10 protein-coding genes are annotated in these 14,763 nt (G+C 69.3%); 6 read left to right on the top strand and 4 right to left on the bottom strand.

Annotated elements, in window-relative coordinates:
* Positions 1-172 precede the first annotated feature (172 nt).
* Complete coding sequence (locus ACIRQP_RS01800; RefSeq protein WP_403881789.1) at positions 173-3,337, top strand: efflux RND transporter permease subunit; 3,165 nt, start codon at positions 173-175, stop codon at positions 3,335-3,337.
* Positions 3,338-3,489: 152 nt separating this feature from the next.
* On the opposite strand, the gene ACIRQP_RS01795 is transcribed toward ACIRQP_RS01800, so the two are convergent.
* The gene (locus ACIRQP_RS01795) at positions 3,490-4,746 is read right to left on the bottom strand and encodes a multidrug effflux MFS transporter (RefSeq protein WP_403881787.1); all 1,257 of its coding nucleotides are present in this window, start codon (positions 4,744-4,746) and stop codon (positions 3,490-3,492) included.
* A 246-nt stretch (positions 4,747-4,992) separates the two neighbouring features.
* Positions 4,993-6,180, bottom strand: coding sequence for a quinolinate synthase NadA (nadA, locus tag ACIRQP_RS01790; protein WP_403881784.1), 1,188 nt, complete (start codon positions 6,178-6,180; stop codon positions 4,993-4,995).
* 320 nt (positions 6,181-6,500) lie between these two features.
* Between nadA and ACIRQP_RS01785 the strand changes: the two genes are divergently transcribed.
* On the top strand, positions 6,501-6,857 hold the full coding sequence (locus ACIRQP_RS01785) for an iron-sulfur cluster assembly accessory protein (protein WP_030355429.1): 357 nt from the start codon (positions 6,501-6,503) through the stop codon (positions 6,855-6,857).
* Between the two features lie 284 nt (positions 6,858-7,141).
* On the opposite strand, the gene ACIRQP_RS01780 is transcribed toward ACIRQP_RS01785, so the two are convergent.
* Complete coding sequence (locus ACIRQP_RS01780) at positions 7,142-8,704, bottom strand: hypothetical protein (protein WP_403881782.1); 1,563 nt, start codon at positions 8,702-8,704, stop codon at positions 7,142-7,144.
* Between the two features lie 257 nt (positions 8,705-8,961).
* On the opposite strand from ACIRQP_RS01780, the gene ACIRQP_RS01775 reads away from it, so the two are divergent.
* Positions 8,962-9,936 carry a carbohydrate kinase family protein gene (locus ACIRQP_RS01775; RefSeq protein ID WP_403881779.1) on the top strand — a complete coding sequence of 325 codons (975 nt, stop codon included), beginning with the start codon at positions 8,962-8,964 and terminating at the stop codon, positions 9,934-9,936.
* Positions 9,937-9,951: 15 nt separating this feature from the next.
* On the opposite strand, the gene ACIRQP_RS01770 is transcribed toward ACIRQP_RS01775, so the two are convergent.
* On the bottom strand, positions 9,952-11,337 hold the full coding sequence (locus ACIRQP_RS01770; RefSeq protein ID WP_403881776.1) for a cysteine desulfurase/sulfurtransferase TusA family protein: 1,386 nt from the start codon (positions 11,335-11,337) through the stop codon (positions 9,952-9,954).
* 281 nt (positions 11,338-11,618) lie between these two features.
* On the opposite strand from ACIRQP_RS01770, the gene coxB reads away from it, so the two are divergent.
* Genes coxB through ACIRQP_RS01755 form a run of 3 tightly spaced genes read left to right on the top strand, consistent with a single transcriptional unit; the run spans position 11,619 to position 14,712 of the window.
* Entirely contained in the window at positions 11,619-12,581 is a 963-nt protein-coding gene (gene coxB, locus ACIRQP_RS01765; RefSeq protein WP_403881773.1) for a cytochrome c oxidase subunit II, read from the top strand.
* Positions 12,578-14,317: a cytochrome c oxidase subunit I gene (gene ctaD, locus ACIRQP_RS01760; RefSeq protein WP_403881770.1), complete on the top strand. Its 1,740-nt coding sequence runs from the start codon at positions 12,578-12,580 to the stop codon at positions 14,315-14,317. Before coxB ends, ctaD begins: the two co-directional genes overlap by 4 nt.
* On the top strand, positions 14,314-14,712 hold the full coding sequence (locus tag ACIRQP_RS01755; protein WP_403881768.1) for a cytochrome c oxidase subunit 4: 399 nt from the start codon (positions 14,314-14,316) through the stop codon (positions 14,710-14,712). Before ctaD ends, ACIRQP_RS01755 begins: the two co-directional genes overlap by 4 nt.
* Positions 14,713-14,763 lie beyond the last annotated feature (51 nt).

Raw genomic sequence — 14,763 nt, 5'->3', positions numbered from 1 at the left:
AGGCGCGGTACGCGCCGGACAAGGAACTCGACCTGCGGTCTACACATCGGCCCCCGCTGATGGCCGATCGTATAGAGGGGCCGTTGTGCCCATCCGCGGAGGCGCCGCAGTGCCCTCCGTGGCCGAGCCGCCGCGTCCACCTGCCGCGTACACCACAGAAGAGAGACACCCAATGTCCTGGCTGTCAAGATTCAGCCTCGCGCAACGGGCCCTGATAGGGCTGATGTCGATCATCGCGATCGTCTTCGGAGCCATCGCGATACCGCAGCTCAAGCAGCAGCTCCTGCCCACCATCGAACTCCCCATGGTGTCGGTGATCGCCCCCTACCAGGGCGCCTCTCCCGATGTGGTCGAGAAGCAAGTCGTCGAACCGCTCGAAAACTCCATCAAGGCTGTCGACGGCATCAGCGGCGTCACCTCCACGGCCAGCGAGGGCAGCGCCGTCGTCATGGCCAGCTTCGACTTCGGGGACGCTGACACCAAGCAGCTCGTCGCCGATGTCCAGCAGGCCGTCAACCGCGCGCGCTCCCAGCTCCCCACCGATGTCGACCCGCAGGTCGTGGCCGGCTCGACGGACGACCTTCCGACCGTCGTCCTCGCCGTCACCTCCGACAAGGACCAGCAGGCGCTGGCCGATCAGCTGGACCGTACGGTCGTCCCCGCCCTGGAGGACATCTCCGGCGTCGGCCAGGTCTCCGTCGACGGTGTCCGTGACCTCCAGGTCGCCGTCACCCCCGACGACAAGAAGCTCGCCGCGGCGGGCCTCACCACCATGTCGCTCTCCGAGGCGCTGAAGGCCGGCGGTGCCACCTTCCCCGCCGGTTCGTTCTCCGAGGACGGCAAGAGCCGTACGGTCCAGGTCGGCGGCGGATTCACCTCGCTGAAGCAGATCGAGGACCTGCGGGTACTGCCCCAGGCGGCCCCGGGCGGTTCTGCGAACGGCTCCGCGGGAACGCCCTCCCCGGTACGCGTCGGTGACATCGCCACCGTCGAGCAGAAGCCGGCCGCCGCGACCTCGCTGACCCGTACGAACGGCAAGCCCAGCCTCGCCGTCGCGGCCACCATGGACAACGACGGCAGCGCCGTCGCCATCTCGGACGCGGTCAAGGAAAAGCTGCCCGACCTCCGCAAGGACCTCGGCTCCGGCGCCACCCTCAGCGTCGTCAGCGACCAGGGCCCGGCCGTCTCCAAGTCGATCTCCGGACTGACCACCGAGGGCGCGCTCGGCCTCGTCTTCGCCGTGGTCGTGATCCTGGTCTTCCTGGCCTCGATCCGCTCCACCATCGTCACCGCCGTCTCCATCCCGCTCTCCATCGTCCTGGCGCTGATCGTGCTGTGGACGCGTGACCTGTCGCTCAACATGCTCACCCTCGGCGCGCTGACCATCGCGATCGGCCGGGTGGTCGACGACTCGATCGTCGTCCTGGAGAACATCAAGCGGCACCTGGGCTACGGCGAGGAGCGCGAGAGCGCCATCATCACCGCGGTCAAGGAGGTCGCGGGAGCGGTCACCGCCTCCACCCTCACCACTGTCGCGGTGTTCCTGCCGATCGGTCTGACCGGTGGCATGGTCGGCGAGCTGTTCGGCTCGTTCTCGCTGACGGTCACGGCGGCGCTGCTCGCCTCCCTGCTCGTCTCGCTGACCGTCGTGCCGGTGCTCTCGTACTGGTTCCTGCGCCCGCCGAAGGCCGCCCTCGGGGTCAGCCCCGACGAGGCCCGCCGCCAGGCCGAGGAGAAGGAGGGCCGCAGCAGGCTCCAGCGGCTGTACGTACCGGTGCTGCGCTTCGCGACCCGCCGCCGTATCACCAGCGTGGTCATCGCGATCGTCGTCCTGATCGGTACGTTCGGCATGGCGCCGCTGCTCAAGACCAACTTCTTCGACCAGGGCGAGCAGGAAGTCCTCTCCATCAAGCAGGAGTTGACCCCGGGCACCAGCCTGGAGGCGGCCGACGCCTCCGCGAAGAAGGTCGAGAAGGTCCTCTCCGGCATCGGGGAGATCAAGGAGTACCAGGTCACCGTCGGCTCCTCCGGCTTCGCGGCGGCGTTCGGCGGCGGTACGGGCGCCAACCAGGCGTCGTACCAGGTGACCCTGAAGGACTCCGCGTCGTACGAGAAGACGCAGGACCGCATCGAGAAGGAGCTGGCCGGGGTCGACGGCATCGGCGAGACGACGATCGGCGCGGGTGGCGGCTTCGGCAGCCAGGACCTGAGCGTCGTGGTCAAGGCGTCCGATGCGGACACCCTCCGCGAGGCCTCGGACGAGGTCCAGGCCACCGTCGCGAAGCTCGACGACGTCACCGACGTACAGAGCGACCTGTCGCAGTCCGTCCCGCGCATCTCGGTCAAGGCCAACGCCAAGGCCGCCGAGGCCGGGTTCAACGACACGACACTCGGTCTCGCGGTCGGCCAGGCGGTACGCGGCACCACCTCCGGCAAGGCGATCCTGGACGACACCGAGCGGGATGTCGTCGTCACCTCGGCCAAGCCGGCCAAGACGATCGCCGAGCTGAAGAACCTGTCCCTGGGCCCGGTGAAGCTCGGTCAGATCGCGGACGTGAAGCTGGTCCCCGGTCCGGTCTCGATGACCCGGATCGACGGCTCGCGGGCCGCGACGATCACGGCACGGCCGACCGGTGACAACACCGGCGCGGTCAGCGCCTCGCTCCAGTCGAAGATCGACGCCCTGGATCTGCCGGCGGGCGCGACCGCGACCATCGGCGGTGTCTCCGCGGACCAGGACGATGCCTTCGGGAAGCTGGCTCTCGCCATGCTGGCGGCCATCGCGATCGTCTTCATGCTCCTGGTCGCGACCTTCCGCTCGCTGATCCAGCCGCTGATCCTGCTGGTCTCCATCCCCTTCGCGGCCACCGGTGCGATCGGCCTGCTGGTCCTGACCGGTACGGCGATGGGCGTCCCGGCGATGATCGGCATGCTGATGCTGATCGGCATCGTGGTGACCAACGCGATCGTGTTGATCGACCTGATCAACCAGTACCGGTCGCAGGGTCTGGGCGTGGTGGAAGCGGTCATCGAGGGCGGCCGTCACCGGCTCCGCCCGATCCTGATGACGGCGCTGGCGACGATCTTCGCGCTGCTCCCGATGGCGCTGGGCATCACCGGCGAGGGCGGCTTCATCGCGCAGCCGCTCGCGGTCGTGGTGATCGGTGGCCTGGTGACGTCGACGCTGCTGACGCTGCTGCTCGTGCCGACGCTGTACGCGATGGTGGAGCTGCGGAAGGAACGCCGCGCGAAGAAGAAGGCGGCGAAGCGCCAGGCCAGGCGGAACGACACCCCGGCCGCGGAGTCGCCGCGCGAACCGGAACCGGCGAACGTCTGAGGTGCTGAGGTACTGAGGAACTGAGGTACTGACGGGGGATGCCCCGGGGTGGCCGCGAGAATCGGGCCGCCCCGGGGCATCGCCGTGTGCGGATACGGGCGCGGATACGGGTACGGGTACGGCTGCGGATGCGGGCCGTGGGTGGTCGGGGGTTACCCCTCGGACCGGACCCGGACCCGCGCCGGCACCCGCCCCGCCCGCCTCGCCGCTCCCACTGCCCCCACTGCCCCCGCGCCGCACACCGTCATCGCCGTGAACAAGGGCACCGCCGTGTCCGCTCCGCCGAGTCCCGCCAGTGTTGCCACCACCGCACCCAGCGCGCTCTGCGCCGTACCGAGCAGTGCCGAGCCCGTGCCCGCCGCGTCCGGGACCCGGGCGAGCGCCAGGGACGTCGCGTTCGTGAGGACCAGACCCAGGCCGCCGCACACCACCGCCATCGAGACCAGGCAGCCGGCCACCGTCAGTACCCCCGCCACGGCGGCGCCGAGCAGTGAGACCGTGCCGGCGAGGACAGTGCGCACCCCCGTACGCAACAGCCGCTCCGGGGCGATCCGCCCCACCAGCCACGCGCTCACCGCCCCGGCCAGCGCGGTGCAGACCGCACCGCCCGCGAACGTCATGGACGAGACGCCGACGCTCAGCCCCAGCACGTTCTGCAGCAGGAACGGTGACCCGGCGACGTAGCAGAACAGCGTCCCGAAGGCGAAGGCGTACGCGAGGGTGTAGCCGGCGTACGCGCCGTCGCCCGCGACCTCCCGTACCGTACGGAGCAGCTCCCCGCCGCTGCCCGTCCGCCGCCGCGACGGCGGCAGGCTTTCCGGTACGGCGACCACCACAGCCGCCGTGACCAGCAGCGCGACCCCGGCCAGCAGCCAGAACACGCCCCGCCATCCGGCCGCCCCGATCACGGCGCCGCCCGCGAGCGGCGCGAGCACCGGCGCCGTGCCGGACAGGGTCATCAGGACCCCGAACAGCCGTGCCGCCGAGGCTCCTTGGGCGACATCCGTGACCACGGCCCGTCCGATCACGACCCCCGCGGCCTCGCTGAACCCGGCCACGAAGCGCAGCACGACCAGCCAACCGAGCCCCGGTGCGACCGCGCACAGCGCGGTGGCCACGGCGCACACCGCCGTTCCCGCGAACAGCGGCCCCCGCCGCCCGTACCGGTCCGAGAGCGGACCGAAGACGAGATGGCCGGCCGTCATCCCGGCCAGGAACGAGGTCAGCGTCAGCTGCACCCCGGACGCGTCGGTCCGCAGCTCCGCGGTCATCCGGGGAAAGGCCGGCAGATACATGTCGGTCGACAGCGGACCGACGAAACAGAGCAGTACGAGCGCGACGGTGAGCCGGGAACGCGCGCGCGAGCGGGAGCGGTGTGGGCGGAGGCGGCTGGGGCGGGATCGGGGCATGGGGCGGCAACCTCTTCGGTCCGGTACGCGGGAGATGGTGGGTCGACCGGGAACACGAGGGATTGCTGGAGCGGGACGCCACGAGAGGAATCGGGACAGCTCCGGGAACCGGCCCTCGGGCGGAGCGCGGCGCGACGGCCGTGCTCAAGAACACCTGGGCGGCTGATGAACGTAGGAGACCGTAGACGACACCGGGGGCGCCCCGCAATCACGCGGGGCGCCCCCGGGCGCGGGTGGCGGCAAGGCCTACGGAAGCGCCAGCATCCGTTCCAGTGCCAGCTGCGCGAAGTCCGCGGTCTCCTTGTCGACCTGGATGCGGTTGACCTCGTTGCCCTCGGCCAGCGACTCCAGCGTCCACACCAGGTGCGGCAGATCGATCCGGTTCATCGTGGAGCAGAAGCAGACCGTGCGGTCGAGGAAGACGATCTCCTTGTCCTCGGTGGCGAAACGGTTCGCCAGCCGCTGTACGAGATTGAGCTCCGTGCCGATCGCCCACTTCGAGCCGGCCGGGGCCGCTTCCAGCGCCTTGATGATGTACTCCGTCGAGCCGACGTAGTCCGCCGCCGCCACGACCTCGTGCTTGCACTCCGGGTGCACCAGCACGTTCACGCCCGGGATCCGCTCCCGTACATCGCGGACTGAGTCCAGCGAGAAGCGTCCGTGCACTGAGCAGTGGCCGCGCCACAGGATCATCTTCGCGTCGCGCAGCTCCTGTTCCGTGAGGCCGCCGTTCGGCTTGTGTGGGTTGTACAGGACGCAGTCCTCCAGCGACATCCCCAGATCCCGCACCGCGGTATTGCGCCCCAGGTGCTGGTCGGGCAGGAAGAGCACCTTGTCGCCCTGCTCGAAGGCCCAGTTCAGGGCCCGCTCGGCGTTGGAGGACGTACAGATCGTGCCGCCGTGCTTGCCGGTGAAGGCCTTGATGTCGGCCGAGGAGTTCATGTACGAGACGGGGACGACCCGCTCGGCTATGCCGGCCGCGGCCAGTACGTCCCAGCACTCCGCGACCTGCTCGGCGGTGGCCATGTCGGCCATGGAGCAGCCCGCGGCCAGGTCGGGCAGGACGACCTTCTGGTCGTCGCCGGTCAGAATATCCGCGGACTCCGCCATGAAGTGCACGCCGCAGAAGACGATGTACTCGGCGTCGGGCCGCGCCGCCGCGTCCCTGGCCAGCTTGAAGGAGTCACCGGTGACATCGGCGAACTGAATGACCTCGTCACGCTGGTAGTGGTGGCCGAGGACGAAGACCTTGTCCCCGAGCTTCTCCTTCGCCGCGCGGGCGCGCTCCACCAGGTCCGGATCGGACGGGGAGGGCAGGTCGCCCGGACACTCCACGCCCCGCTCGCTGCGCGGGTCGGCCTCGCGGCCGAGCAGCAGCAGGGCGAGGGGCGTCGGCTGGACGGCGAGATCCTGACGGGGTTGGGCGGTGGTCACGTCACACACCCTTTCTTCTCTGCGGACGAGCCTTTTCGTCTAATTGACACTATCTATGATAACCGGTTCATGTCACTTTGACGATGGCGATAGTGTCGATGTGACGCATTCCCGGGCGGACTCCCCGCCGACTCCCCGCCGGAGTCGCGGCCGGAGTCTCCGCGGGAGTCCCGGGAGAGATCCACGAGAGCACCCGCTGCCGCATCGCGAGCCGTGTGCGAGCATGAAGGAGGGAAAGACACGCCATGGCCCGGAATGAATCCGCGGCCGAGCCGGTTCCACTGTCGGCAAGTAGTCCGTACAACCCGGGAGAGAAGCAGATGTCCGTATCGGACGAGACCACCACCGTGAGCGACGGCATCCTCCTGTCCGACGCCGCCGCGGGCAAGGTCAAGGCCCTGCTGGACCAGGAAGGCCGGGACGACCTCGCCCTGCGCGTCGCCGTACAGCCCGGCGGCTGTTCCGGCCTGCGTTACCAGCTGTTCTTCGACGAGCGCTCCCTCGACGGCGATGTCGTCAAGGACTTCGGCGGCGTCAAGGTCGTCACCGACCGGATGAGCGCCCCGTACCTGGGCGGCGCCTCCATCGACTTCGTCGACACCATCGAGAAGCAGGGCTTCACGATCGACAACCCGAACGCGACGGGCTCCTGCGCCTGCGGGGACTCCTTCAGCTAGGCCGTGTCTGACACATCCCGCCTGGCTCGCGGCGTCTGGCACGCGCGCTCGCTGCGTTGTCGGGCTCGTCCAGGTAGCTCCGCTACGAGGACGACCCTCCGCCTTGCGATCGCACGCACCAGATGCCGTGAGCCCCGCCCTCCGGGCGGACGGCGCTATGTGTCAGACACGCCCTAGGCCCTGTCCGGTCGGCAGAGCGTGCGAACGAAAGGCGGCGGCCCGGAGGATTCCGGGGCCGCCGCCTTTCGCGCGCGTCTGGAGGGCTGCGTCCAGGAGGCCGCGTCTCAGGACTTCAACGGCAGCGGGTCGCCCGTCGTCGCCTCCACCACCCGTCGCTCGCCCAGCGGCTTTTCCAGCGTCACGTTCGCCGTCTGGAACTTGGCCATCGCCACACAGACCGTCCCCGGCTCCGGGCTCGACTCGGTCAGCCTCACCTTCACCGCCGTACCGCTCTCGTCCGCCGACGCCGTGTACGTACCGCACACACCGCCCGAGAAGTGCAGCGTCAGGGTCCGCCCCTCGGTGCTGTACGAGGTGACCCGCTCGCCCGGCAGATCCTTGCTCGGCCGCGACTCCGGCCGCGACTCCGGCCGCGACTCCGGCCGCGACTCCGGCCGCGCCTGCGGAGGTGCCGGCTTCGGCTTCGGCTTCGCCAGGAACTCCGGAGCGACCGCGGGCTGGGTGACCGTGTACGCCATGGCGTCCCCGCCCGGCACCACCTCGAACAGCCAGGACGGTACGAGAGCCCCGTGGCCGTCCACCGACAGCATCGCCAGCCCGAAGACCGCCTTGTCGACCACCATCGGCTCGGCATCGGGAGCGTTCTCCGGCGTGCACGGAGCCGAGGGCTTTCCGCCCTCCGGCGACGTCCCGCCCTCCAGCGGCGCGGGGGTCGCGCAGCCGCCGATGCGACCACGGCCGGTGGTGTCGCCCGACGCGTTCAGCTCCTTCAGCGCCTCGTCCGCGCCGATCACCGGATACGAGTGGCTCTGCTCGGGTGCCTTCAACTGGCCGGTACCGGCCGTGACTTGCCCGTCGGCGCTCACCTGGATCCCGGTGGACCAGCCATAGGTGGGCAGCCCGCCGACCACCGGGTCCGCGTTCACCACCCGGATCGCGCCCATCAGCTGGCGGGCGTCCAGCGCGGCCTTGTCCTGGCCCAGCGCCTTCAGCACCGGGGCCGCCGCCCGCTTCGCCGCCGCCTCGCTCACGGCCTCACCCCCGACCCCGGCTCCGGGGCCGCCGCCTTCGCTCGGACAGCTCTTGCCCTTGAGGCAGTTGTCACTGGCCGAAGGGCCGTACCGGTCGAAGGTCCAGGTGCCCGGCGCCTGCTCGGCGACCCGGAGCAGCGGGCCCGAACCGTCCTTCTCCGTACCGACCTTCCAGGACGTCCCGTCCGACCGCGGCGCGCCCGGCACGCCCAGCGCTTCCGCCAGCCGGGCCACGTCCGCCGCCGCGACCTCTCCGTTCGTACGGTAGACAGGGGCCGTCGCGGGACCGTCGGGCAGCGAGCCCTTGGCGCGGTAGGTGACCCCGCTCGGATCCGGCTCGCCGGGCGCGATGCCGGGCGGCTCGGAGGGGCCGGTTCCGGAACCGGCCCCGGTCGCGCTCGCCGCGCTGTCGAGGGCCAGCGGCGGCGGCGCGCCGCTGTCGGCCGTACCGCTCCCGCCGCTCGTGCCGTCCGTACCGTCGCCGGAGGCGCTCGTGGCGAAGTACGCGCCACCGCCCCCGGCGATCAGTACCGCCGCCGCCACCGTGGCGACGGCGAGCGGGGAACGCCGCCGGCGCGGGCGTTCGGCGGTGTCGGCGCCTGCTGTGCTCTCCTGAGGCCGCTCCGTGCTGGTCACCGCTGCGCTCCTTCGACTGTGGATCGTCCCGGGTCGTCCCCTGACGCCGGTGGGACGGAGTGGAGGAGCGTGCGGTTCCCCGTAGTACGCCGAACGGGTGGCCCGGATCAGCCGCCTGGTTCGGCGTACCCGCGCCGTATGACCGTCCGACTCGCGAGGAAAGTTCTCCTATCCGATATTTCGTGAGCTTAGGAAGGCCGCCGCGGACCCGATAGCGTGAACTGTCAACCGTTCTCCTCATCAGGAGCGTTCACGCCGTGCGAATCGCAGTCACCGGCTCCATCGCCACCGACCATCTGATGACCTTCCCGGGCCGCTTCGCCGACCAGCTGGTCGCCGAGCAGCTCCACACGGTCTCTCTCTCTTTCCTGGTCGACAACCTCGATGTGCGCAGGGGCGGTGTCGGAGCGAACATCTGCTTCGGCATGGGCCAGCTGGGCACCGCTCCCATCCTGGTCGGCGCGGCCGGATCGGACTTCGACGAGTACCGCGCCTGGCTCGACCGCCACGGGGTCGACACCTTGTCGGTCCGGATCTCCGAGGTTCTGCACACGGCCCGCTTCGTCTGCACGACGGACGCCGACCACAACCAGATCGGCTCCTTCTACACGGGCGCGATGAGCGAGGCCCGGCTGATCGAGCTGAAGAAGGTCGCCGACCGCGTCGGCGGCCTGGACCTGGTGCTGATCGGCGCGGACGACCCCGAGGGCATGCTCCGCCACACCGAGGAGTGCCGTACGCGCGGGATCCCGTTCGCCGCCGACTTCTCGCAGCAGATCGCGCGCATGGGCTCGGAGGAGATCCGCACCCTGCTCGACGGCGCCACGTATCTCTTCTCGAACGAGTACGAGAAGGGGCTCATCGAGTCCAAGACCGGCTGGTCCGACGCCGAGATCCTCTCCCGGGTCGGCCACCGCGTCACGACGCTGGGCAAGAACGGCGTCCGTATCGACCGCGTGGGCGAGGAGCCGATCGTCGTCGGCTGTCCCGAGGAGGAGACCAAGGCCGACCCGACGGGCGTCGGCGACGCCTTCCGCGCCGGATTCCTCTCGGGCCTCTCCTGGGGCGTCGGCCTGGAGCGCGCGGCCCAGGTCGGCTGCATGCTCGCGACCCTCGTCATCGAGACCGTCGGCACCCAGGAGTACACCCTGCGCCGGACCCACTTCATGGAGCGCTTCACCAAGGCGTACGGCCATGACGCCGCCGCCGAGGTCCAGGCCCACCTGGCCTGACCCACGGCCCGCGCGCTACGACACCCGGCGGACCACATACGCGACACCGTGGTCCGCCGGCCGCTCGCCCACATACTCCTGGCCGCGCATCTCGCACCACGCCGGAATGTCCAGCCGCGCCGCCTCGTCGTCCGAGAGCACCGTCACCGTCCCGCCCACCGGTACGTCGCCGAACATCTTCGCCAGCTCGATCACCGGGATCGGACACCGCTTGCCGAGCGCGTCCACCACAAGCGACGGCCCCGAGTCCGCGGCCCCGGCGGCGGAGACCGGCGCGCCGAGCCGCTCGCGCACGCCGGACACCACCGAGGGCAGAACCTCCAGGAACCGGTCCACGTCCGCCTCCGGAGTGCCGAGGGGCAGCGAGACGCGGACATTCCCCTCCGACAGCACGCCCATCGCCCGCAGCACATGGCTCGGGGTCAGCGTGCTGCTCGTACAGGACGATCCGGAGGAGACGGAGAACCCCGCCCGGTCCAGCTCGTGCAGCAGCGCCTCTCCGTCGACATAGAGACAGGAGAAGGTGACGAGATGGGGGAGCCGGACGTCCGGATCGCCCACCACTTCCACATCGGGCACCAGCTCCGGCACCCGCGCCCTGATCCGGTCCACCAGTGCCCGCAGCCGCACCGCCTCGTCCGCCGCCTCCGCGCGTACCGCCCGCAGTGACGCCACCGCGGCCACGATCGCCGGAATGTTCTGGAACCCCGGCGCGCGCCCCGACTCCCGCTCGTCGGCCGGGCCCTGCGGGGAGAACCGGACACCCTTGCGCACGGCGAGCAGCCCGACGCCCGCCGGGCCGCCCCACTTGTGCGCGCTCCCCGTCAGCAGCGACCACGCGCCCTCCACCGGGCCCCAGCCCAGCGACTGCGCCGCGTCGACCAGCAGCGGCACGCCCCGGCTGCGGCACGCCTCGGCGACCGCCGCCACCGGCTGCTCCGTACCCACCTCGTGGTTGGCCGACTGGAGGCAGGCCAGCGCCGTGTCCTCGCGCAGCGCCCCGGCGTACGCGTCCGGCGACACCGCGCCGAGCCGGTCCACCGGCACCTCGGTCACCGTGCCGCCGGCCGCCGCCTCATGGGCCGCCGCCGCGTGGAGCACCGAGGAGTGCTCGACCGCGGACACCACCGCGTGCCGCCCGATACGCCGGCGCCCCGACAGCACGCCCGACATTCCGGAATGCACCGCATATGTCCCCGAAGGAGTGAAAACCAATTCGTCGGGGCGGCAACCGACGGCCTCGGCGGCGGCTTCGCGCGCCGCGTTCAGCAGCAGTACGGCCCGCCGGCCCTCGCGGTAGAGCCGGGCGGGGTCGGCCCAGCCCTCGTCGAGGGAAGCCTGGAGAGCCTGGCGGGCGACGGGGTGCAGCGGAGCGGAGGAAGCGACGTCGAAGTAGGCCACGCCCCACGCTAACGCGCGTACCCGGACGTGCGGGTTCCGCGTAACCGGAGGGAGCGTCAGAAGTGTCCCGGAAGCGGCCCCTCCAGGGGCCCCTGGGCGGTAAGTCCACCCCTTCGGGGAGCCGGGCGGCGCGTTGGGCACCCTCCCCGCACGGCCCTAAATCGCGTCCAGTAGGGTTTGGACCGCATAAACATCCAAACCCCTGCCCGCGTCAGGGTCGGCGACCGACCAGGAGACGGCCGCAGCCGGCCGCGCGGGCGAGACTCTCGGGAAGGCGCTACGTGAGTCCCAACGGCTCCGACCGCTCGTCGCGGCGCCCGATGCGGCGGAAGCTGCCGCAGGTGCTGACTGCGGGCCTGATCCTCGCGACCGCCACCGGTTGCACATACAAGGACTTCCCCCGCCTTGGAATGCCCACCCCAGTGACGGAGGAGGCTCCCCGGATCCTCTCCCTCTGGCAGGGCTCGTGGGCGGCAGCGCTCATCACGGGCATCCTGGTATGGGGTCTGATCCTGTGGAGCATCATCTTCCACCGACGCAGCCGCACCAAGGTGGAAGTACCTCCGCAGACCCGGTACAACATGCCCATCGAGGCGCTGTACACCGTGGTCCCGCTCATCATCGTCTCGGTGCTGTTCTACTTCACCGCCCGGGACGAGTCGAAGCTCCTCTCCCTCTCCGCCAAGCCGGCCCACACGGTGAACGTGGTCGGGTACCAGTGGAGCTGGGGCTTCAACTACGTCGAGAACGTGGACGGTAACCCCACCACGGGCAATGAGATCCCCTCGGAGCTCGACGCCATCCCGAGCCGGTTCACGGAGCAGTTCCCCGAAGGCGCCGAGGGCGTCTACGACGCCGGTGTCCCGGGTCAGACCAACCCCCAGACCGGCAACCCGGGTCCGACCCTGTGGCTCCCCAAGGGGGAGAAGGTCCGGTTCATCCTGACGTCACGTGATGTCATTCACGACTTCTGGGTGGTGCCGTTCCTGATGAAGCAGGACGTCATCCCGGGTCACACCAACTCCTTCGAGGTGACCCCGAACCAGGAGGGCACCTTCCTGGGCAAGTGCGCCGAGCTCTGTGGCGTCGACCACTCGCGGATGCTCTTCAACGTCAAGGTGGTCTCCCCGGAGCGCTACCAGCAGCACTTGGAGGAGCTGGCCAAGAAGGGCCAGAACGGCTACATCCCGTCGGGCATCGCGCAGACGGATCCGGCCAAGAACGCGGAGACGAACCAACTGTGAGCATCCTCAACGACCCCCAGGGTGCCGCCGCAGCAGCAGAGGACTCGTACGAGAACGAGCTGCCGGTACGGCGCAAGCAGCCAGGCAATGTCGTCGTGAAGTGGCTGACCACCACAGATCACAAGACGATCGGCACGATGTACCTGGTCACGTCGTTCGCGTTCTTCTGCATCGGCGGTCTGATGGCGCTCTTCATGCGCGCCGAACTGGCCCGTCCCGGTACGCAGATCATGTCGAACGAGCAGTTCAACCAGGCGTTCACGATGCACGGCACGATCATGCTGCTGATGTTCGCGACGCCGCTGTTCGCCGGATTTGCGAACTGGATCATGCCGTTGCAGATCGGCGCGCCCGATGTGGCGTTCCCGCGGCTGAACATGTTCGCGTACTGGCTCTACCTCTTCGGCTCGATCATCGCCGTGAGCGGTTTCATCACCCCCCAGGGCGCCGCGGACTTCGGCTGGTTCGCGTACTCGCCGCTGTCGGACGCGGTGCGTTCGCCGGGTATCGGCGCGGATCTGTGGATCATGGGTCTGGCCTTCTCCGGCTTCGGCACGATCCTCGGATCGGTCAACTTCATCACCACGATCATCTGCATGCGCGCGCCCGGCATGACGATGTTCCGGATGCCGATCTTCACCTGGAACGTGCTGCTGACCGGTGTGCTGGTCCTGCTGGCCTTCCCGGTGCTGGCCGCCGCGCTCTTCGCGCTGGAGGCGGACCGCAAATTCGGTGCGCACGTCTTCGACTCGGCCAATGGCGGGGCGTTGCTGTGGCAACACCTGTTCTGGTTCTTCGGGCATCCAGAGGTGTACATCATCGCCTTGCCGTTCTTCGGCATCGTCTCCGAAGTGATTCCGGTCTTCTCGCGCAAGCCGATGTTCGGTTACATCGGTCTGGTCGCGGCGACGATCGCGATCGCGGGCCTGTCGGTGACGGTGTGGGCGCACCATATGTACGTGACCGGCGGTGTGTTGTTGCCGTTCTTCTCGTTCATGACCTTCCTGATCGCGGTGCCCACCGGTGTGAAGTTCTTCAACTGGATCGGCACGATGTGGAAGGGCTCACTGTCCTTCGAGACACCCATGCTGTGGACCATCGGATTCCTGATCACCTTCGTGTTCGGTGGTCTGACCGGTGTGATCCTGGCGTCGCCGCCGATGGACTTCCATGTGTCCGACTCCTACTTCGTGGTGGCGCACTTCCACTACGTGGTGTTCGGCACGGTGGTGTTCGCGATGTTCGCCGGATTCCACTTCTGGTGGCCGAAGTTCACCGGCAAGATGCTGGACGAGCGGCTCGGGAAGATCACCTTCTGGACGCTGTTCATCGGCTTCCACGGCACCTTCCTCGTCCAGCACTGGCTGGGTGCGGAGGGCATGCCGCGCCGTTACGCGGACTATCTCGCCGCCGACGGTTTCACCGCGCTGAACACCATCTCCACGATCAGCTCGTTCGTCCTCGGTCTTTCCGTCCTGCCGTTCTTCTACAACGTCTGGAAGACCGCCAAGTACGGCAAGAAGATCGAGGTCGACGATCCGTGGGGCTACGGTCGTTCACTCGAATGGGCGACTTCCTGCCCGCCGCCGCGGCATAACTTCGTCACGCTGCCGCGGATCCGTTCCGAATCGCCGGCGTTCGATCTGCACCACCCCGAGATCGCCGCGCTGGAACACCTTGAGCTCGACGGCCAGAAGGACACCGCTCTGGCGGGCGGCAAGGAGGTCGGCAAGTGAAGATCCAAGGCAGGCTGTTCATCTGGTTGAGCGTCTTCATCCTGGCCACCGCCGTCGTCTACGGCGTCTGGTCGAAGGAGGCGGTCGGTACGACGGCGCTGTTCCTGGCCTTCGGCCTGACCGTCATGATCGGCTTCTATCTGGCCTTCACGGCTCGTCGGATGGACGCGCTGGCCCAGGACAACAAGGAGGCCGACGTCGCGGACGAGGCCGGCGAGGTGGGGTTCTTCGCCCCGCACAGCTGGCAGCCGTTCTCGCTCGCCGTCGGTGGTGCGCTGGGCTTCCTGGGTGTGGCGATCGGCTGGTGGCTGCTGTACTTTTCGCTGCCGCTGATCCTGGTCGGCCTCTGGGGCTGGGTCTTCGAGTTCTACCAAGGTGAGAACCGGAACCAGTAGCACGCTGAGTAAACCCGGGGCCCGAGCATTCCCATTCGGAGTGCTCGGGCC

This window comes from Streptomyces sp. NPDC102274 (genome assembly GCF_044766385.1).
GTDB lineage: Bacteria > Actinomycetota > Actinomycetes > Streptomycetales > Streptomycetaceae > Streptomyces.
This window is presented reverse-complemented; position numbering and strand designations above follow the sequence as displayed.